16 protein-coding genes and 1 pseudogene are annotated in these 18,955 nt (G+C 67.7%); 9 read left to right on the forward strand and 8 right to left on the reverse strand.

What is annotated here, in order from left to right; genetic code table 11:
* Positions 1 to 11 precede the first annotated feature (11 nt).
* Together ACWIEX_RS09020 and ACWIEX_RS09025 are read left to right on the forward strand one after the other, a co-directional pair.
* Positions 12 to 1,232, forward strand: coding sequence for a M20 family metallopeptidase (locus tag ACWIEX_RS09020; RefSeq protein ID WP_113585843.1), 1,221 nt, complete (start codon positions 12 to 14; stop codon positions 1,230 to 1,232).
* Positions 1,229 to 2,365, forward strand: a complete 1,137-nt coding sequence (locus ACWIEX_RS09025) for a M24 family metallopeptidase (RefSeq protein ID WP_454032721.1) — start codon at positions 1,229 to 1,231, stop codon at positions 2,363 to 2,365. The genes ACWIEX_RS09020 and ACWIEX_RS09025 overlap by 4 nt, the downstream gene beginning before the upstream one ends.
* A 126-nt stretch (positions 2,366 to 2,491) precedes the next feature.
* Here the strand turns inward: ACWIEX_RS09025 and ACWIEX_RS09030 are convergent, their stop codons facing one another.
* On the reverse strand, positions 2,492 to 3,382 hold the full coding sequence (locus tag ACWIEX_RS09030) for a LysR family transcriptional regulator (RefSeq protein WP_454032722.1): 891 nt from the start codon (positions 3,380 to 3,382) through the stop codon (positions 2,492 to 2,494).
* 49 nt (positions 3,383 to 3,431) lie between these two features.
* On the opposite strand from ACWIEX_RS09030, the pseudogene ACWIEX_RS09035 reads away from it, so the two are divergent.
* The 3 genes and pseudogenes from ACWIEX_RS09035 to ACWIEX_RS09045 form a co-directional block, all read left to right on the forward strand.
* A pseudogene (locus tag ACWIEX_RS09035) lies at positions 3,432 to 3,533 on the forward strand (AtuA-related protein); the annotation flags it as partial.
* A 111-nt stretch (positions 3,534 to 3,644) separates the two neighbouring features.
* The gene (locus ACWIEX_RS09040) at positions 3,645 to 5,225 is read left to right on the forward strand and encodes an ABC transporter substrate-binding protein (RefSeq protein WP_454032723.1); all 1,581 of its coding nucleotides are present in this window, start codon (positions 3,645 to 3,647) and stop codon (positions 5,223 to 5,225) included.
* On the forward strand, positions 5,222 to 6,385 hold the full coding sequence (locus tag ACWIEX_RS09045; RefSeq protein WP_454032724.1) for a serine hydrolase domain-containing protein: 1,164 nt from the start codon (positions 5,222 to 5,224) through the stop codon (positions 6,383 to 6,385). The genes ACWIEX_RS09040 and ACWIEX_RS09045 overlap by 4 nt, the downstream gene beginning before the upstream one ends.
* Positions 6,386 to 6,406: 21 nt before the next feature.
* On the opposite strand, the gene ACWIEX_RS09050 is transcribed toward ACWIEX_RS09045, so the two are convergent.
* The 7 genes from ACWIEX_RS09050 to ACWIEX_RS09080 form a co-directional block, all read right to left on the reverse strand.
* The gene (locus tag ACWIEX_RS09050) at positions 6,407 to 7,573 is read right to left on the reverse strand and encodes an NAD(P)/FAD-dependent oxidoreductase (protein WP_454032725.1); all 1,167 of its coding nucleotides are present in this window, start codon (positions 7,571 to 7,573) and stop codon (positions 6,407 to 6,409) included.
* Positions 7,574 to 7,581: 8 nt separating this feature from the next.
* The gene (locus ACWIEX_RS09055) at positions 7,582 to 9,192 is read right to left on the reverse strand and encodes an FAD-dependent oxidoreductase (RefSeq protein ID WP_454032726.1); all 1,611 of its coding nucleotides are present in this window, start codon (positions 9,190 to 9,192) and stop codon (positions 7,582 to 7,584) included.
* A gap of 80 nt (positions 9,193 to 9,272) precedes the next feature.
* On the reverse strand, positions 9,273 to 10,031 hold the full coding sequence (locus ACWIEX_RS09060; RefSeq protein WP_454032727.1) for an amino acid ABC transporter ATP-binding protein: 759 nt from the start codon (positions 10,029 to 10,031) through the stop codon (positions 9,273 to 9,275).
* Positions 10,028 to 10,879, reverse strand: a complete 852-nt coding sequence (locus ACWIEX_RS09065; protein WP_454032728.1) for an amino acid ABC transporter permease — start codon at positions 10,877 to 10,879, stop codon at positions 10,028 to 10,030. The genes ACWIEX_RS09060 and ACWIEX_RS09065 overlap by 4 nt, the downstream gene beginning before the upstream one ends.
* Positions 10,876 to 11,616, reverse strand: a complete 741-nt coding sequence (locus ACWIEX_RS09070) for an amino acid ABC transporter permease (RefSeq protein WP_454032729.1) — start codon at positions 11,614 to 11,616, stop codon at positions 10,876 to 10,878. The genes ACWIEX_RS09065 and ACWIEX_RS09070 overlap by 4 nt, the downstream gene beginning before the upstream one ends.
* A gap of 161 nt (positions 11,617 to 11,777) precedes the next feature.
* Complete coding sequence (locus ACWIEX_RS09075; protein ID WP_454032730.1) at positions 11,778 to 12,596, reverse strand: transporter substrate-binding domain-containing protein; 819 nt, start codon at positions 12,594 to 12,596, stop codon at positions 11,778 to 11,780.
* A gap of 89 nt (positions 12,597 to 12,685) precedes the next feature.
* Positions 12,686 to 13,672, reverse strand: coding sequence for a GlxA family transcriptional regulator (locus ACWIEX_RS09080; RefSeq protein ID WP_454032731.1), 987 nt, complete (start codon positions 13,670 to 13,672; stop codon positions 12,686 to 12,688).
* A 70-nt stretch (positions 13,673 to 13,742) separates the two neighbouring features.
* Here ACWIEX_RS09080 and ACWIEX_RS09085 point away from each other — a divergent pair, with 70 nt between their 5' ends.
* The 4 genes from ACWIEX_RS09085 to ACWIEX_RS09100 are packed head-to-tail and all read left to right on the forward strand — an operon-like array spanning position 13,743 to position 18,914.
* Complete coding sequence (locus ACWIEX_RS09085; RefSeq protein ID WP_091855324.1) at positions 13,743 to 14,993, forward strand: sarcosine oxidase subunit beta family protein; 1,251 nt, start codon at positions 13,743 to 13,745, stop codon at positions 14,991 to 14,993.
* 24 nt (positions 14,994 to 15,017) lie between these two features.
* The gene (locus ACWIEX_RS09090) at positions 15,018 to 15,293 is read left to right on the forward strand and encodes a sarcosine oxidase subunit delta (protein WP_454032732.1); all 276 of its coding nucleotides are present in this window, start codon (positions 15,018 to 15,020) and stop codon (positions 15,291 to 15,293) included.
* Positions 15,290 to 18,274: a sarcosine oxidase subunit alpha family protein gene (locus tag ACWIEX_RS09095; protein WP_454032733.1), complete on the forward strand. Its 2,985-nt coding sequence runs from the start codon at positions 15,290 to 15,292 to the stop codon at positions 18,272 to 18,274. The genes ACWIEX_RS09090 and ACWIEX_RS09095 overlap by 4 nt, the downstream gene beginning before the upstream one ends.
* Complete coding sequence (locus ACWIEX_RS09100) at positions 18,267 to 18,914, forward strand: sarcosine oxidase subunit gamma (RefSeq protein ID WP_454032734.1); 648 nt, start codon at positions 18,267 to 18,269, stop codon at positions 18,912 to 18,914. Before ACWIEX_RS09095 ends, ACWIEX_RS09100 begins: the two co-directional genes overlap by 8 nt.
* The last annotated feature ends 41 nt before the right edge of the window (positions 18,915 to 18,955 follow it).

Genomic DNA, 18,955 nt, shown 5'->3' on the forward strand with positions numbered 1-18,955 from the left:
GAGGCCATAGCATGAATCCCCGCGACCTGATCCATTCGCTTGACGAAAAAGCCTGTCTCGCGCTCCTTTCCGACTGGGTGAAGCACAAGAGCTATTCGGAGACCGAGGGCGAGAAGGCGCTCGTCCACCATGTCGTCGGCCAGATGAAGGCGATGGGGATCGAGGCGGAGGCGCAAGCCTTCGACGAGGGCCGGCGCGCCAACGCCATCGGCCGCTGGAAGGGCACGGGCGGGGGCAAGAGCCTGCTGTTCAACGGCCATCTCGACACCAATCCGGCGACCGAGGGCTGGACCGTCGATCCCTGGGGCGGCGTGGTCGACGACGAATTCATCTACGGCATCGGCGTCTCCAACATGAAGGCGGGCGACGCAGCCTATTACTGTGCGGTCAAGACGCTGATCGACGCCGGCGTGAAGCTGAAGGGCGACGTGATCCTGACCTTCGTCGTCGGCGAATTGCAGGGCGGCGTCGGCACGGTCGCGGCGATCCGCAACGGCATCCGCGCCGACTACTTCGTCAACAGCGAACCGACCGACCTGCAGGCCGTGACCATGCATGCCTGCGCCTTCTCCTTCATCATCGAACTCACCGGCAACACCCGCCATCTCTCCAAGCGCGAGCAGGCGGTCGACGCGATCATGGCAGCCTGCGACCTGATTCCGCGGCTCAACGCCATGACGTTCTCGGGCGCGCCGTCGGCCGAGCATGAATCGATCAACCGCGTCCATGTCGGCGTCGTCCACGGCGCGCTCGGCAAGGAATTGCATGAATGGCGCGCGCCGCAGGTGGCGGATTACTGCAAGCTCAAGGGCTCAGGCCGCTTCGCGCCCGGGCAGACGCAGGAGGGCGCGCTCGCCGACATGCAGCGCGAACTCTCCGGGCTGGAGCAGCGCTTCCCGGGACTGAAGACCTCCATTCGCGTCGAGAAGAAGGAAGGACACCAGTCGATGCCGGCCTTCGAGGTCGCCAAGGACGCCCGCATCGTCAAGACCGTCAACGCGGCCTACGAGGCGGTGCGCGGCGAGAAGCAGCCGACCGGCGCGATCAAGCCGCCGGGCTTCTTCGGCACCGATGCCGGCCATCTCTATGCCGAGGCCGGGATGGAGGGCATCGTCTGCGGGCCGGGCGGGCGCTACAACACCATGCCCGACGAGCGCGTCGATATCCGCGACTTCCTCGACATGGTCCGCATCTACCTGCTGACCATCCTCGACATCTGCGAGGTGGCGTGAGCCCGCTTTTCCCGCCTGAGGAATTCGCAGGGCGGGTCGCCAAGGCCCGTGCGGCGATGACGGAGGCGGGCGCCGAACTGCTGCTCGTCGACCATGCCGAGTTCCTGGCATGGCTGACCGGCTACACGGTCTCCGAGACGATGTACCGGGCCGCCTTCCTGCCAAGGGAGGGCGAGCCCTGGTTCGTGCTGCGCGAACTCGACGCCGGCCCGTGCCGGGATGCCTGCTGGTTCGGGGATATCGTCGGCTTCGCGGATACATCGGAGCCGCATCAGGCCATGGCCGACGAGATCCGCCGGCGCGGTTTCGCGCAGGCTCGGATCGGCGCCGACCACGCCTCCTACGGTTTCACCGCGGCGACGCGCGAGCGCCTTGCCGCGCTCCTGCCCGATGCGCGCTTCGTCGACCTGCCGCGTGCGAGCGACCTGTTGCGGGCGGTGAAGTCGCCGGCCGAGATCGCCCTGATCGCAGAGGCGGCGGCAATCGCCGACAAGGCGATGGCGGCCATTGTCGCGAAGGCGCTGCCGGGAATCTCGCCGCGTGCCGCGGCTGCGGTCGCGGCCGCCTGTTTCCTGGAGAACGGAGCCGATACCGGCGAGACCGGCCCGATCGTGCCGGGCGTCGGCGATCACGAATTCCTTCATGGCGTGATGACGGCCCAGCCGCTGGCCGATGGCGACATCCTGCATGTCGAGCTGATCCCGAAGCGTCGCAACTACGGCGCGCGGCTGATGCGGCCGGTGCTGATCGGGGCGGACCGGCGCGGGCTGTCGCCGCTCGCCGCGCGTCTCGTCGCCTTGCAGGATCGGCAGATTGCGGCGATGCGGCCGGGCGCCCTGGCCTGCGAGGTCGATGCGATCCTGCGCGGCGCCGTGCTCGTGGAGGGCCTGCGCCCGGTCTACGACAACGTCACCGGATATGCGCTCGGCCTCTATGGCCGCACGCCGCGCACCAGCGACTTCTCCCGCGTCTTCCTGCCGAACGCGCGCTGGCAGCTGGAGGAAGGCATGGTCTTTCACATGTATGTGTCGGCAGGTGGCCTGGGCTTCAGCGAGACCGTTGTCGTGGAGGCGGGCGGTGGGCGACGCCTGACGTCGGCGCCGCGCGCGCTGCTTTCGACCGCCTCGCGGTAGGTCGTGCTGATCCAGTCTCGGGTCGTCGCGCTTCGCGCCGAGGCGGCCAAGCTGCCTTGATGAGCGATCGCCCGTTGCGACACTGGCCGGGTGCCGTTGGGGTGACGGCTCTTGCGACGCTCGCGATCAGGCACCGATCATCTCGCGCAGATGGCGCGCGAACAGGGCCGGAAGCGAAGGCAGCGGCCTGCCGCTTTTCTTGACGAGGCTGATCTGCCTGACGAAGCCGACAGCCTCTATCGGGCGCGAGCGCAGGTTTGGAAATGCATCGATCTCCTTTGCCGAGGAAGGCAGGAAGGTGATGCCCAGCCCGGCCTGCACCATCCCGGCTGCCGTCATCATATACGTGGCTTCCCCCGCCGCCGTCGGGATCAGGCCGGCGGCGTGGAAGCCCGCCTCCACCACGGCCCGGACGCTCGTATCGGGGTCCATCATGATCAGCGGGTAGAGCAGAAGCAGATCAGGCGTCACGGCTTGCGCCTCCGCCAGCGGGTGAGCCTGGGGGAAGACGACATGCATGCTGTCCTCGAAAGCCAGCAGCACGTCGACATTGCCTGTGTTCGTCGGACCGCCGGTGATCCCGAGATCGACCTCCTCGGCCTCGACCAGGGGCAGGATGCGGCGTGCGATCACATCCCGAATGCGGAAATCGGCTCCGGGATGGGCCGTGCGGAACGATTTGATGGCTCGGGGCAACACGCCTGCGGCGGCGGTCGGCAGCGTGGCGATCCTGACCAGGCCCTGGTAGCCGGTCCCCTGGTTGCGGACGTCGCCGATCACGCCATCCAGATCCTGGACCAGACGCGCGAGAACCGGCAGCAGGTCACGCCCGGTCTGGGTCAGGGTGACCGACCGCGACGTCCGCTCGAACAGCCGGACCGACAGCGCCTCCTCGAGCTTCCGGATCTGCACCGTCAAGGTCGGCTGGGCGACATGCAGCAACGCTGCCGCGCGCGTGAAGCTGTTCAATCGCGCGACGGCCACGAAAGCCTTGATTTGACGGAGGCTGACATCCATAGACAAAAGCTATTGTAGAGATTGAATTATTTCAATTGTTTAATCGCCGCTGAGCCCTCAGCCTGCGCGGTATGCTGAGCTCGGCGCCCTGAATTTCGTCATGAGGGGCGCGCTGGGAGGCGGCGTGACACGCTCGCTGGCGCTCGACGCCCACGGCAAGGGCTCAGTTCGGCACCGCTCGATCTCGACCTGCCGGAACCGGCACGCGCGCCGGGCGGCAGCCGCTGACATGACGACAAGCAAATCCTGGAGGGGAACGACAATGGCCACAAGACGCGGATTTCTCGCCGGCATGGCGTCCACCCTGAGCATGCCGTCCATCGTGCGAGCCCAAGGAGCCTCTGTCCTCAAATTCGCCCCCCAATCGGACGTCGCGATTCTCGACCCGATCATGAGCGTGTCCTACGTCACGCGAAACCACGCGATGCTGATCTTCGACACGCTGTATGGAGCCGACGAGCATAACCGGGCCCAGCCGCAGATGGTTGAGGGCCATCTCGTCGAGCAGGGCGGGTTGCAGTGGACGCTCACCCTGCGGGACGGGCTACGCTTTCATGACGGCTCGCCGGTTCTCGCCCGCGACGTGGTCGCCAGCCTGAAACGGTGGTGGAAGCGCGACAATGTCGGCCAGGTTCTGGCGGCGCTCACGGACGAGCTTTCGGCCGTTTCGGACCGGGCTGTCCGTTTCCGGCTCAAGGCGCCTTTCCCGATGCTGCCGGATGCTCTCGGCAAGTTCGGAACCAACAACGCGGTCATCATGCCGGAGCGGCTCGCGCTGACGGAGGCGACCGTCCAGGTGACGGAGATGGTCGGCAGCGGTCCCTATCGCTTCGTTGCCGGGGAGAGGGTGCCGGGCAGTCGCCTCGCCTATGAAAAATTCGCGGGCTACGTGCCGCGTCAGGGTGGCCAGACCAGTGCTTTGGCTGGCCCCAAGATCGCTCATTTCGACAGGGTCGAATGGGTGGTCATGCCGGATGTCGCGACCGCCGCCTCGGCGCTTCAGACCGGGGAAATCGATTGGTGGGAGCAGCCCGCCTCCGATTACTGGGACCTGCTCGCCTCCAAGGACAACGTCAAGCTCGACCTGATCGACACCTTCGGCTCGGCCGGGGTGATCCGCTTCAACTTCCTGCAGGGGCCGACGAGCGATGTGCGCGTCCGGCGGGCCGCATTGGCAGCCATCAGCCAGAAGGACGTGATGACCGCGGTCATCGGCGAGGACCCGAAATACTGGCGCGACAAGGTCGGGTATTTCCTTCCCGGCACACCGATGGCCAGCACGATCGGTCTCGACGTGCAGAAGGAGCCGCCGGATCGGGACTTCGTGCAGCGCACGTTGAAGGAGGCCGGCTACAAGGGAGAGCCTCTCGTCTATCTCGTGCCGGGCGATATCGCCACGCTCAAGGCCCAGGGCGAGGTGGTGACGGACGCGCTCAAGCGGGCGGGCTTCAACATCGACATGCAGGTGATGGATTGGGGCACGGTGCTCGCCCGTGCGAACAACCGGGAGGCGCCCGACAAGGGCGGGTGGCACATTGTCGGGACGTTCACCGCCGGCGTCGGCCTGCTCAACCCGTCGAGCAACAACTTCCTGCGTGGGAGCGGCACCTCCGCCATCTTCGGCTGGTCCGATATCCCGCGGCTGGAGGAACTCCGCATGGACTGGTTCCGGGCCGCGGACGAAAAGGCCCAGGCCGCGATCTGCGCCGAAATCCAGCGGGTCGCCTTCGAGGCGGTGCCCTATGCACCGACCGGTCTTTACTACCAGCAGACCGCCTATCGCAGCAATCTGACGGGCGTGCAGAAGGGCCTGCCGCTGTTCTATGGAGTGCGCCGGACATGAGCACGGACAAGGCGGAGCCGCGTCGCTTCGTTCCGCGGGGCGAGGATTTCCTGCTGCTCTCGCCGACATGGCAGGCCTATGCCTACCGCAATGTCGACAGCATGTTCGCCACCCGGTCCATTCGGCGAGGCCAGCAGGCCTTTCCGCTCGCGCGGGCTGCCGAAATCGCGGTCGAATACGAGACGGGCGGCGAGCGCCGGGGCATCGACGATTATATCTATCGGGCCAATGTCGCCGGGCTTCTCGTCTTGCAGGGCGATGCGATCCGGCTCGAGCGCTATGCGCTGGGCCTGGAGGAGCATCTGCGATGGTCATCCATGTCGATGATCAAGTCGTTGACGACGACGCTGGTCGGCGCCGCCCTTCAGGACGGGGCCATCGCGAGCCTCGACGATGCGGTCTCGCTCTATCTGCCGGCGCTGCGCGGCAGCGCCTATGATGCGGTCAGCGTCCGCAATCTCATCACCATGTCGTCGGGCGTCGACTGGAACGAGGATTACACCGACCGCAATTCCCATGTGAATCGTTACAGCAAGTCGCTCGGCGACAAGGTCCCGGGAGGGGTCCTGGCGCTGATGCGAAGCGTGCGCGGCCTGCACAAGCCGGGCTCGCAGTTTCTCTACAACACCGGCGATACCTATGTTCTCGGGGCGTTGCTCTCGGCAGCCACGGGCCGGACGCTGGCCGATTACATGTCCAGCAAGATCTGGTCGCGGTTCGGTATGGAGTTCGATGCCTTCTACACGCTTGAGTCCGAGGGCGGCCAGGAGATCGGCGGCAGCCGTGCGGGCATGGCGCTGCGGGACTTCGGCCGGTTCGGGCTTTTTCTGCTGCATGGCGGTGTGATCGGCGGCGAGACCGTCCTGCCACCGAATTGGCTCGACGACGCCGGTTCGCGCGTGTTCACCCTCGACCCGTCGACCAACAGCTATGGTGCCGATGGCTACGGCTACAGCTGGTGGATCGACCCCGACGGCGCCATGGTCGCCGTGGGTTTCGCCGGGCAGACGGTTTATGTGAACCGCAAGGCCAACGTCGTCATCGTGACGCTGTCGTGCCAGCCCCAGCCTCCGTTCGCAGCCAGCTACGACATCGATATCAGGTCCGAACGTTTTGCCTTCAAGGGCGCGGTGCTCGACCGTCTCCGGGAGGGCGGCTGACAACGGCCGTCGAGCGGGGCTTCACGCACTCAGCATGGCCGTCGCGGCTGATGCCTGCCAGCCCTGCAGCTCGCGCCAGTCCGGCTCCAGTGCGGCAAAGCGCGACAGCTTGAAGGAGGAGATGTCGGCGAAGCTGCAGGTCCCGTCGAGCACGAGATCGCGGATCGCGTGGCCGCTCGCCGGCGACAGGCCGAAGCCGACGCTCGACAGCGTCGCGACCACGACGTTCGTCTGTGCATCGAGCCGGTCGATCACCGGGCGGCCGTCCGGCGTGTTCTCGATCACGCCGGCCCAGGAGCGGATGATGCGGGCATGGGCTGCTTTCGGCAGCAATTCGGCGAGGCGCTTGCCCATGTGCAGCATCAGCGGGGTGGTCGGCTTCGCCGGCGTGCCTTCCTCGGCCATGGCCAGCCATTCATGCGGCCCGCCGCCATAGGCGAGGTTGCCGCGCAGCGTCTGGCGGCCATAGAGGCCGCAGCCGTCGACGCCGCCGAGCGGCATCAGGGGCAGGGGCTCCGTCACGATCATCTCGCAGCGGGCGGACTGCACCGGCACCTCCTGTCCGAGCATTGCCGAGAGCCGTCCGGTCTGCGGGCCGGCCGCGAGCACGAGGCTGTCGCAGCCGATCGGACCGCGATCGGTCTCGACCGCCGTGACGCGCCCGCCCTCGCTGCGGAAGCCGGTGACGGTGGTGTGCTGGAGAATGCGCCCGCCATGGTCCTGCATCGCCCAGGCATAGCCCTGCAGCGTGCGGTGCGGATTGGCGTGGCCACCGAACTTGTAGTGATAGCCGCCGACGACGGTGTCGCCCGCCAGCGGCACCATCTCCTTGGCCTGCTTGAGGTCGAGCACCGCGGACTGGAAGCCCTGCCGCTCGGCATTCCGCAGCGCGCGCCCATAGAGCGCCATCTGGTGTTCGCTGGCGGCGAGGCGGATGCGCTCGCCCCGGAACTCGGTGGGATAGCCGAGCAATTCGTCCATGATCGGCCAGAGCCGCTGCTCCTCGGCGAAGAGCGGCGAATGGTGGTGCGAGCAGCCGCCGCCATTGCGGCCGGAAGCCTCCCAGCCGATCAGGCCCTTCTCCAGCACCAGCACGTCGACGCCGTCGCGCGCCAGCCACCAGCCGGCGGAGAGGCCCGTGACGCCGCCGCCGACGATGACGACGGAGGCTCCCTTGATCTCGCTCATGCCGGCTCTCACTCGCTCGCGACGGGGCCGGTCGCGTCGTTGCTCGCGACGGTGTAGCGCTCCGGGGCTTCCCAGAACGGCACCCACTGCGCGTGCATGCCGAACCAGGTGTCCCAATGCTCGGCCTGCTCGGGCGCCTCCGGCACCTGCGTGGTCATCGAAAGCGGCATCGGCCTGACCGGGGCGCGGTAGCCGGCGAGCGGGATCGCGGAAAGCGGTTGTGCGGCACCCAGCGCGAGCAGGCCTGCGACCTGCTCGCGGCAACGGCGCCCCTGGCAGGGGCCCATGCCGGCCCGCGTCAGCCGCTTGACCTGGTCGGGATTGGGCGGGCCTTCGCCGAGCAGCGCCGACAGCGAGCGATCGTTGCGGCGTTCGTCCCGCCAGTCGAGATAGCGCGGCGGGCGAACCTCGAGGATCTCCCGGGCCGTCACCTCCTCGCATTGGCAGACATGGAATTCGGCACGTGCCTCGATCACACTTGCCCGCACCCAGGCCAGGCGATAGCCGCCGATATCGTAAGCCGGCGCCGGAGGGCTTTCGGGCTTGTTTCCCGTCGCAACTTTACCCAGCGCCGCCACGGCGCGCGCGGCCTCCGCCTCGGCGACCGCGCGGTCGCGGGTCTTGGCCGGCCAGATACCGGCGCAGTCGCCGACTGCATGGACATGCGCGATGCCGGTGCGCTGATCGGCATCGAGCACGGGCGCATAGCCGCCGCGCTCGGCCTGGAACGATACCTTGCCGCCGGCCGCATCGAGCAGATCGACGACCGGCGTGGTGCCGACGGCGAGCACGATGCCGTCGCAGGCGATGGCGCGCTCGTCGCCGGTCGGCCGGCCGGCTTCGTCCAGTCCAGCGACCATTGCCGCCTCGACCGCGTCGCGGCCCGTCGCCTCGCGCACGACATGGCCGGTCAGGATGTCCGTGCCGCCTTCGCGCAGGCTGGCCAGCAGGTCTGCGTCGCCCACCGGTTCGGGCGCCTGCTCGACGATCGCTGCGATCGTGACGCCTGCCTCGCGCAAGGCGATCGCGGTGGCCAGCGCTTCCGTGTTCGAGCCGAGAACGACCACCTTGCGCGGGTCGAAGGCGCCGTAGCGTGTCGCCAGATTGAGGGCAGCCGTGGCGCCCATCACCCCCGGTTTCTCCCAGCCGGGAAAGCCGAGGCCCATGTCGCGCCGGCCGCAGGCGAGGATGACGTGCCGGGCCTGCACCAGTACGCTGCGCTCTCCGTCGGCGAGGCCCGCAACGAGGCCGGGCATCCAGCCGAGCGTCGGCCCGTTCGCGTAGAGCCCCCAGCAGGCCGTCCCGAGGCGGACGTCGACCCCCGCTTCGAAAGCCTCCTCGATCCGCGGTTCGGAGGCGATGAAGGCCTCCATCATGGCGTTGCGGTTGCGGGCATTCGCCGCCATGCCCTGCCCGAAATGCAGGGGCACATCGTCGCCCATCGTCGTGAACGCGACCGGGTTCTCGTCGACCAGCAGGACGCCGAGCCCGCGCGCCGCGGCCCCGATCGCGGCTTGGAGCCCGGCCGGCCCGCCGCCGACGACGAGCACGTCGACCTTCTCGTCGATGGGCAGGGGCTTGCCGGTGACGGATTTGGGGTCTGAGGCCGGAATGTTCATGGATCACCCTTGCGAATGACGCTGTTCGGTCTCGGGTCGATACCGGCTGAGGTTCGGCCCGGTTGGTGCGGCGTGGCGTGTCAGAGCACCTGTTCGAGGAAGGCGCGCGTGCGCGGCTCGCGCGGTGCGCCGAAGAATTCGGCCGGTGGCGCATGCTCGACGATGACGCCGCCATCGGTGAAATAGACGTGGTCGGCGACCTCGCGGGCAAAACCCATTTCGTGGGTGACGAGGATGCAGGTCATGCCTTCCGCGGCGAGATCGCGGATCGCGACCAGCACCTCCTTCTTGGTCTCGGGGTCGAGTGCGGCGGTGACCTCGTCGAACAGCATCACCTTGGGGTTCATCGCCAGAGAGCGGGCGATGGCGACGCGCTGCTGCTGACCGCCCGAGAGCTCGCCCGGATAGGCATCGTGCTTGTGCGAGAGCCCGACCTTGGCGAGCAGGCGCCTGGCCCGCTCCTCGACCTCAGCCCGGTCCTGCTTCAGCACATGGATCGGCGCCATCATCACGTTCTGCAGCGCGTTCTTGTGCGGGAAGAGATTGTATTGCTGGAAGACGATGCCGACGTCGCGGCGCAGCGCCAGCTTGTCGAGCGCGGGATCGTTCACCTGACGGCCGGCGAGGGTGATCGAGCCCTTGTTGATTGGCACCAGCGCGTTGATGCAGCGCAGCAGCGTCGATTTGCCGGAGCCGGAGGGGCCGATGACGCAGACGGTCTCGCCGCGGCGGATGGTGAGGCTGACATCCCTGAGGACCGGGAAGGCGCCGAAGGCCTTCTCGACCCCTTCGATGACGACGACCGGCTCGCCGAGTTGGTGTCTGGCGACCATGGTCATCCCTTCACGTTGAAGCGGCGTTCGAGCGCCATGGTGAGGCGTGCGATCGGGTAGCAATAGGCGAAGAACATCAGGAGCAGCAGCAGGTACATCGGCAGCATCAGCTCCGGCCGGCTTTCGGCGACGAGCGCGGCGCGCGTCACCGTCAGCCCGTCCTGGATGCCGACGACCGAGATCAGCGTCGTCGCCATGGTCAGGATGGCATAGAGGTTCATCCAGGGCGGGATCATCCGCTTGAAGGCCTGCGGCAGGATGATCATCCACATCGTCTGCCGGCGGGTGAAGGCGAGCGCCTCGGCCGATTCCCACTGGCTGGAGGGGATCGAGCGGATGCCGCCGCGCACGATCTCGGAGACGTTCGCCGCCACCGGGAGCGCCAGCCCGATGATCGCCTTGATCCAGGCCGGGAAGGCGATGGTGACCGGGCCGAGCCTGATTTCGAAGGGCAACAGGAACATCGCGTAGAACAGCAGGACGAGCCAGGGCGCGTTGCGGAAGAACTGCGTTGCGGCCCAGGCCGGCTTGCGCAGCGCCGCGGATGGCGAGACCTGGCCGATGCCGAACAGCACGCCGACCGCGGTGCCCAGCGCCATCGAGAGGAAGCTGATCAGCAGGTTGAACAGGAAGCCCTGGAAGATCAGCGGCGCCCAGCGCCACAGGATGGTCACGGCGCCGTCGCGCGCGGCCGGCGCGGCCGCCTGCGCCACGGCCAGCGAGGCGGCGAAGACGATTGCCGTGCCCGCGACGAGGCCGGCGCTCAGCAGGGCCGGTGCGGCAAGGCCGCTGGGCGCGATCGGCGCGGCGCGGAACGGTTTCAGGACCGGGAGATCGGTGGCGCCGGTCCTCATGGCATGTAGCCCGGAATGCGCATGGCCTTCTCCCAGCGATGCATCACCCAGACCAGCACCGCGACGAGCAGCACATAGACGACGAGCAGCACGTTCATCATCTCGCGGACGTTGAACATCTCCGACCAGATCTGCGATGCCGCATAGAGCAGTTCGGGCACGCCGATCGCATAGGCGAGGGTGGTGGTCTTCACGAGATTGACGAGATTGTTGTTGAGCGCCGGCAGGCAGATCCGGAAGGCCAGCGGCAGCACGATCTGGCGCCAGAGCTGGAAGCGGGTGTAGCCGAGCGATTCCGCAGCCTCGACCATCGTCTCGGGCACGGCCTCGATCCCGGCGCGGAAGATCTCGACATTGAACGCCCCGGCGAAGAGCGAGAAGGCGATGATCGCCCAGCCCGTGCCGCTGACCAGCGGGGACTGCCCGCCGAAACCGTCCGAGACCGTCGGCAGCAGGCTGCCGACGGCGAAGTAGAAGAAGGAGAGCTGCACCAGCGGCGGCGTGTTGCGGAAGAACTGGACATAGACCCGCACCACCAGGCGGCCGAGCCGCGAGCCGCTGCCCGCGACCCAGACGCCGAGAAGCCCGATCGCCAGCGAAGCCACGATCGAGACGATGCAGATATAGGTCGTGGTCCACAGTCCCGTGAGGAAGCGGGAGCGATCGAAAGCATCGTAGAAGATCGAGAAATTGAGCCCCTGCGTATCGTTCAGGCGCTCGAAGAAAGCTGCGATCATAATATCATCGGCCCGTCGCTGGCCACGCCGTCATCCCGGGCGACCGAAGGGAGACCCGGGATCCATGCCGGAACGCAGACGGAAGAGGTTCGGGCATGGATCCCGGATCTCCGCTGCGCTCCGTCCGGGATGACGGCGCGGGTGGAATCTACGCGCCGCAGCTACGAGCCCTTCAGCTTTTTGTTGGTCTCGATCAGGTAGGGGCTCTGCTTGATGCCCCATTTGGTCTCGAGCGCCAGCAGCTTGCCGCTCTTGTGCCACTCGACCGACATCTCCTTGAGCAGCTTGCCGAAAGCGCCGTCGAGATCGTCGAGACGTACGGCGATCGCCCAGAGCTGCGGATCTTCCGAGACGAGCGGCATCTCGTAATTCGCCCATTTCGGGTCGCCGCCCGAGAGCGTCGAGACGATCAGCGTGTCGTCGAACAGGAAGGCGACGCAGTTATTGCCGAGCAGCGCGTTCAGCCCGTCCGGCACCGACGGGAACACGACCAGTTCGGGCGAGTAGACCTGCGAGACGCGGCGGTTGTAATAGGCGCCCTGCACGGCACAGACCTTGCGGCCCTTCAGGTCTTCCCATTTCTTGAGGCCGGCGCTCTTGGGCGCGAGCACGTTGGTGGCGCCGGCATAGTAGTTCGGCTCGATCATGCCGATCTGCTTGCGCCGATCGGCCGTGTCGCCGAGCGTGGCGGCGATCATGTCGATGCGGCCCTGGCGCAGGAACTCGATGCGGTTGGCGGCGATGACCGGCACCATCTCCAGCTTGACGCCGAGCTTGGCGGCAACCTCCTGCGCGAGATCGATCTCGAGGCCGACGATCTTGCCTGACGGATCGAGGAAGCCCCAGGGCTTGTAGTCGTTCTTCACGCCGACGGTGAGGACGCCCTTCTCCTTGATCTTGGCGAGGGTGTCCTGCGCCATGGCAGGTGCGGCGGCGAGCGTGGCGGCGACCGCCAGCGCGAGAGCGGTGAGCTTGTTCATCGGTCACGATCCCCTGTGTTTTATTTGAAGCCCTAGACTTCAAGGGGATCGGCGCGCGGAATTGCTCCCATGCGACGCATTCTTGACGTTTAGCGCCGAGCGATGGGGTGGTGGGTTAGCCGCTCCGATCGGGGAGGATGGCCGAAGCGCCCGCTATAGCTGCGGGAGAAATGGCTGGCGCTGGCGAAGCCGCAGGCAAGCGCGATTTCGAGGATCGACAGGCTGGTCTGCCGCAGCAGGTCGCGCGCCCGGCCGAGGCGCAGGGCCAGGTAATGCTCGCCGAGGGAGCGGCCGAGATGCTGGCGGAACAGGCGTTCGAGCTGGCGCAGCGAGACATTGGCCAGGCGGGCGAGGGCTTCGCGCGGCTCCGGGTCCTCCAGCGTCTGTTCCATGCGGCCGATCACCCGCAGCAGTGGCGCATGCGCGATGCCCAGCCGTTCGCGCAGTGGCATGCGCTGCGGCCCTGCGCCCTCCCTGACCTGCGTTTGCAGGAACCACTCGCTGACGGCGAGCGCGAGGTCGCTGCCATGCTCGCGGGCGATCACGGCGTGCAGCATGTCGAGCGGGGCCGTGCCGCCGCTGCAGGTCAGCCGGTCGCGGTCGATTTCATAAAGCGAGCGGCGCAGGTCGAGGCGAGGATATTCTTCCAGGAACGCGGCCGCATGCTCCCAATGGATCGTGAACCGGTAGCCGCTCAACAGATTGGCCCGCGCCAGCAGATAAGGGCCGCCCGAGACGCCGCCGATCCGGACGCCCCGCCGCGCCTGTTGCCGCAGCCAGGAGAAGGTCGGCTGGTGGAGGAAGAGCGCGGGGTTTCCTCCGGCGCAGACGAACAGGTAATCGAGCCGGAGCTCGGCCCCGACGGGAGCATCCGCCGCGATGGCGACGCCGTTCGATGCGGGGGCAGGCGCTCCGTCGATCGAGATATGGCTCCAGCGATAGAGCGGGCGCCCCGACAGCCGGTTGGCGGCCCGCAGCGGCTCGATCGACGAGGCATAGGGCAGCAACGCGAAATCGGGGATCAGCAGGAAGCCGACATGGGTCGGCGTACCGTCGTCGCTTCCAGGCAATCGCATGTCGCTATCAAGCATGTCGCCGAACTTATGTCGGTCAATCTCTCGATGACAAGATCGACCGGATCATCCGATGCGCTATTCCGCCTTCTCGCTGCTCGCCCAGGCTTTCCGGGGCCATAAGGGTTGGACGCCGGCCTGGCGCGACCCTGAGCCCAAAGCGGAATACGACGTCATCATCATCGGCGGCGGCGGACATGGCCTCGCCACGGCGCATTACCTCGCCAGCCGGCACGACATCACCAATGTCGCGGTGCTGGAGAAGGGCTATCTCGGCTCTGGCAATGTCGGCCGCAACACCACGATCATCCGCTCGAACTATCTCCTGCCCGGCAACACGCCGTTCTACGAGTTGTCGATGAAGCTCTGGGAAGGGCTGGAGCAGGACCTGAACTACAACGCCATGGTCAGCCAGCGCGGCGTGATCAATCTCTATCATTCCGACGCGCAGCGTGACGCCTTCGCCCGGCGCGGCAACGCGATGCGGCTCGCCGGGGTCGATTCCGAACTGCTCGGCCAGGAGCAGGTGAGGGCGATGTTGCCCTATCTCGATTACGACAATGCCCGCTTCCCCGTTCAGGGCGGACTTCTCCAACGCCGCGGCGGCTCGGCCCGGCACGATGCGGTCGCCTGGGGCTATGCGCGCGCCGCCGACAGCCGCGGCGTCGACATGCTCCAGAACTGCGAGGTCACCGGCATCACCATGGTCGGCGGGCGGGCGGTCGGCGTCGAGACCTCGCGCGGGCCGATCCGGGCGAAGAAGATCGCCATGGCAGTCGCCGGAAACTCGGGGCGGGTGGCGGCGATGGCGGGCCTGCGCCTGCCGATCGAGACTCACGTGCTTCAGGCCTTCGTGTCGGAGGGGCTCAAGCCCCTGATCGACACCGTCGTCACCTTCGGCGCCGGGCATTTCTACATCAGCCAGTCGGACAAGGGCGGGCTGGTCTTCGGCGGCGATATCGACGGCTACAATTCCTACGCCCAGCGCGGCAACCTGCCGGTGATCGAGGACGTGATGGAATCGGCCATGGCGCTGTGGCCGGGCCTCGGCCGGGTGCGCATGCTGCGCCATTGGGGTGGCGTCATGGACATGTCGATGGACGGCTCGCCGATCATCGACACGACGCCGGTCGACGGCCTCTACCTCAATTCCGGCTGGTGCTATGGCGGCTTCAAGGCGACGCCGGCCTCAGGCTTCTGCTTCGCCCATCTGATTGCGACGGGGGAACCGCACCCGGTCGCGGCCGCCTATCGGCTCGATCGCTTCGCCACCGGGCGACTGATAGACGAGAAGGGCGCCGGCGCCCAGCCGAACCTGCACTGACCGCGCGCTGCCGAGGACCTTGCCATGCGCATCACCTGTCCCCATTGCGGCGCGCGCGACGCCCAGGAATTCACCTATCTCGGCGCGGCCGATCTCAAGCGGCCCGACGGCATGGCGGCGACCGAAGCCGCGATGACCGATTATGTCTACCAGCGTGAAAACCCTGCCGGTCCGCATCGCGAGCTCTGGTATCACGGCGCCGGCTGCCATGCCTGGCTGGTCGTGACCCGCGACACCCGCACCCATGCGATCGCCGCGGTCGAGACCGCCAAGCCGCGCAAGACCGGAGCGGCAGCATGAGCGGGCAGTCCTTCCGCCTGGCCTCAGGCGGCCTCGTCGATCGCGAGCAGGCCCTGAGCTTCAGCTTCGACGGCAAGTCCTATCAGGGCTTTGCCGGTGACACGCTCGCTTCGGCCTTGCTCGCCAACGGCGTGCGCCTTGTTGGGCGCTCCTTCAAATACCATCGCCCGCGCGGCGTGCTCTCGGCCGGACCGGAGGAGCCGAACGCGCTCGTCGAATTGCGTTCCGGTGCGCGCCGCGAGCCGAATACCCGCGCCACCGTCACCGAGCTGTTCGATGGCCTCGATGCCGCCAGTCAGAACCGTTGGCCCTCGCTCGCCTTCGATCTGCTCTCGCTCAACGGGCTGGTCTCGCCGGCGCTCGTCGCGGGCTTCTACTACAAGACCTTCATGTGGCCGGCAGCGTTCTGGGAGAAGCTCTACGAGCCCCTGATCCGCCGCGCCGCCGGCCTCGGCCGTGCGGCCGGCCTGGAAGACCCGGACCATTACGAGAAGGCCTTCGCCTTCTGCGACCTGCTCGTGATCGGCGGCGGCCCTGCCGGCCTTGCGGCTGCGCTGGCGGCGGGCCGCAGCGGCGCCCGCGTCATCCTCTGCGACGAGGATTTCCGCCTCGGCGGGCGCCTGCTGGCGGAGAAGCGCGACATCGACGGCAAGCCGGCCGCCGAATGGCTGGCCGCGACGCTGGCCGAGCTCGAAAGCCTGCCGGAGGTGCGGATCATGTCGCGCACCACCGTCTTCGGCCTCTACGATCACGGCATCTACGGCGCCGTCGAGCGCGTTGGCGATCATCTGCCCGAGCCGGCGCCGCATCAGCCGCGTCAGCGCGGCTGGCGCATCCATGCCAGGCGGGCGATCCTCGCCGCGGGCGCCCTGGAACGGCCGATCGTCTTCCCCGGCAACGATGTGCCGGGCGTCATGCTGGCCGGCGCGGCGCGTACCTATGTCAACCGCTACGGCGTCTTGCCGGGACGCGAGACCGTGCTGTTCACGGCCGGCGACGATGGTTGGGCCACAGTGCGTGACATCGCGGTGGCCGGCGGCAAGGTCGGGGCGATCGTCGATGCCCGCACCGGCACCGATCCGGCACGAAAGGCGCTCGCCGACAAGCTGGGCGCGCGGCTGTTTGCCGGCGGCGTGATCGAAGGCACGCGGGGCGGCCGTCAGCTCGACGGCGTCACCATTCGCGATGCCTCCGGCGCGACGACGGTGCTCGCCTGCGATCTGCTCGCCGTCTCGAATGGCTGGAACCCGACGCTGCACCTGACCTCGCATCAGAACGGCAAGGCGGTCTGGGACGAGGATCTGCAATGCTTCGTGCCGGGAACCCTGCCGGCGGGGCTGGCGGTTGCCGGCAGCGCGGCCGGTCGCTTCACCTTGGCGCAGGCGCTGGAGGATGGTGCCCGGCTTGGATGCGATGCCGCCGCCGAGGCAGGGCTGAAGCCGGCCGCTGCGGGGCCGGTGCCGACGACCGATCCCGAGACGACGGCGCTGCAGCCGGTCTGGCGGGTGACGGGCGCGAAAGGCAAGGCCTTCGTCGATTACCAGAACGACGTCACCGACAAGGATGTCGAGCTCGCGGCGCGCGAAGGCTTCCGGCCGGTCGAGCACCTCAAGCGCTACACCACCCTCGGCATGGCGACCGACCAGGGCAAGACCTCGAACCTCTCCGGCCTCGCCATCATGGCAGAGCAGACGGGCCGGACGATCCCGCAGACGGGAACCACGACCTTCCGGCCGCCCTATACGCCGGTGGCGATCGGCGCGCTTGCCGGCCATCACCGCGGCAAGGAGTTCCGGCCGGTGCGCTTGGCGCCGACCCATGACTGGTCGAAGGAGCAGGGCGCCGTCTTCATCGAGTCCGGCCCGTGGCTGCGGGCGCAATACTACCCGAAGCCCGGCGAGAACGACTGGCTGACCACCGTCAATCGCGAAGTCCAGTCCGTGCGAGCCGGCGTCGGCCTCTGCGATGTCTCGACGCTGGGCAAGATCGACATCCAGGGCGCGGACGCCGCCGAATTCCTGGAGCGGGTCTACATCAACGGCTGGAAGGCGCTGCCGGTCGGCAAGGCGCGCTACGGCCTGATGCTGCGCGAGGACGGCTTCGTCATGGATGACGGCACGACCTCCCGCCTCGGCGAAAGTCATTTCCTGATGACGACCACGACGGCCAATGCCGGCAAGGTGATGCAGCATCTGGAATTCTGCCATCAGGTGCTCTGGCCGGAACTCGACATCCGCATGGTCTCGGTCTCCGAGCAATGGGCGCAGGTCGCTGTCGCCGGGCCGAAGGCGCGCGAGACCCTGCGCGCCGTCGTCGATCCCGAGCATGATATCTCGAACGAAGCCTTACCCTATCTGGCGGCGCGCGCCGTCACTGTCGGCGGCGGCATCCCGGCCAGGCTGTTCCGGATCTCCTTCTCGGGCGAATTGGCCTATGAGCTCGCCGTTGCCGCCGATTCTGGCGACGCGATGGTGCGGGCCCTGATGCGGGCGGGCGAACCCTTCGGCATTACGCCCTACGGCACCGAGGCGCTCGGCGTGATGCGCATCGAGAAGGGCCATGTCGCCGGCAACGAGCTCAACGGCCAGACCACGGCGCGCGATCTCGGCCTCGGCAAGATGATGTCGGCGAAGAAGGACTATCTCGGCCGCCTGATGGCGGGCCGCCAGGCGCTCGTCGAGAAGGACAGGCCGTCCTTCGTCGGCTTCAGGCCGGTCGATCCGACGCAGCGCCTGCGCGCCGGCGCCCATTTCATCGGCATCGGCAAGGCGGAAATCATGGAGAACGACGAGGGCTACATGACCTCCGTCGCCTATTCCCCGCATCTGAACCACTGGATGGGGCTGGGCCTGATCAAGGGGGGCGCAGCCCGCGTCGGCGAGCGCGTGCGCGCCTACGATCCCGTCCGCAACGGCGATGTCGTCGTCGAGATCTGTTCGCCCGTCTTCGTCGATCCGGAAGGAGCCCGCCTCCATGGCTGAGATCGCGACCGTATCGACAGCGATATCCTGGGCGCCGCGCGGCGCCTGGGCCGGCATCGCGCAGCCCGGCTCCTTCGGCCCGGCGGGAGTGGCCGGCGTCACCGCGACCCTGCTCGACGGCTTCGGCCTGGCGACCCTGATCGCCGCGCCGGGCGCGGCACCGGCCCTGTCGCGGACCGTCGAGGCGCGGCTGGGTATTGCGCTGCCGCTGACGCCGAAGATCGCCTCGGGCCAGGCTCATGACGCGATCTGGGCCGGCCCGGACCAATGGCTGCTGCGCGCCGCCTCGCGCGGCGGCTTTGCCGGGCTCCTTGCCGAACTCGCGCCCCATGGCGCCGTCAGCGACCAGAGCGATGCGCGCGCCGCCGTCAGGCTCTCGGGGCCGCGTGTCCGCGACGTGCTGGCGAAGGGCGTGATGCTCGATCTCCACCCTGCAGCCTTCGCGGTGGGCGATGTCGCCTTGACCAGCATCGCCTATATCGGCGTGCAGATCTGGCGGCTCGCCGACGGGCCGGATGGTTCGGTGTTCGAGATCATGGTCCCGCGCAGCATGGCGGGAAGCTTCTGGTCCTGGTTCACCGCATCGGCGGCGGAGTTCGGTTGCGCGGTCGCGGCAGCTCCGGTCGCAAGGCCGCGATAGGGGCCGAAACCCGCAAAGAACTTTCCGCCGACAGGCTTTCG

This window comes from Allobosea sp. NPDC055353, from assembly GCF_053644975.1.

Bases quoted from the DNA above. Each gene is read 5' to 3' on its own strand.
- ACWIEX_RS09020 (WP_113585843.1), top strand. From the start codon at position 12: ATGAATCCCCGCGACCTGATCCATTCGCTTGACGAAAAAGCCTGTCTC.
- ACWIEX_RS09030 (WP_454032722.1), bottom strand. From the start codon at position 3,382: ATGGATGTCAGCCTCCGTCAAATCAAGGCTTTCGTGGCCGTCGCGCGA.
- ACWIEX_RS09040 (WP_454032723.1), top strand. From the start codon at position 3,645: ATGGCCACAAGACGCGGATTTCTCGCCGGCATGGCGTCCACCCTGAGC.
- ACWIEX_RS09045 (WP_454032724.1), top strand. From the start codon at position 5,222: ATGAGCACGGACAAGGCGGAGCCGCGTCGCTTCGTTCCGCGGGGCGAG.
- ACWIEX_RS09050 (WP_454032725.1), bottom strand. From the start codon at position 7,573: ATGAGCGAGATCAAGGGAGCCTCCGTCGTCATCGTCGGCGGCGGCGTC.
- ACWIEX_RS09055 (WP_454032726.1), bottom strand. From the start codon at position 9,192: ATGAACATTCCGGCCTCAGACCCCAAATCCGTCACCGGCAAGCCCCTG.
- ACWIEX_RS09060 (WP_454032727.1), bottom strand. From the start codon at position 10,031: ATGACCATGGTCGCCAGACACCAACTCGGCGAGCCGGTCGTCGTCATC.
- ACWIEX_RS09065 (WP_454032728.1), bottom strand. From the start codon at position 10,879: ATGAGGACCGGCGCCACCGATCTCCCGGTCCTGAAACCGTTCCGCGCC.
- ACWIEX_RS09070 (WP_454032729.1), bottom strand. From the start codon at position 11,616: ATGATCGCAGCTTTCTTCGAGCGCCTGAACGATACGCAGGGGCTCAAT.
- ACWIEX_RS09075 (WP_454032730.1), bottom strand. From the start codon at position 12,596: ATGAACAAGCTCACCGCTCTCGCGCTGGCGGTCGCCGCCACGCTCGCC.
- ACWIEX_RS09080 (WP_454032731.1), bottom strand. From the start codon at position 13,672: ATGCGATTGCCTGGAAGCGACGACGGTACGCCGACCCATGTCGGCTTC.
- ACWIEX_RS09085 (WP_091855324.1), top strand. From the start codon at position 13,743: ATGCGCTATTCCGCCTTCTCGCTGCTCGCCCAGGCTTTCCGGGGCCAT.
- ACWIEX_RS09090 (WP_454032732.1), top strand. From the start codon at position 15,018: ATGCGCATCACCTGTCCCCATTGCGGCGCGCGCGACGCCCAGGAATTC.
- ACWIEX_RS09095 (WP_454032733.1), top strand. From the start codon at position 15,290: ATGAGCGGGCAGTCCTTCCGCCTGGCCTCAGGCGGCCTCGTCGATCGC.
- ACWIEX_RS09100 (WP_454032734.1), top strand. From the start codon at position 18,267: ATGGCTGAGATCGCGACCGTATCGACAGCGATATCCTGGGCGCCGCGC.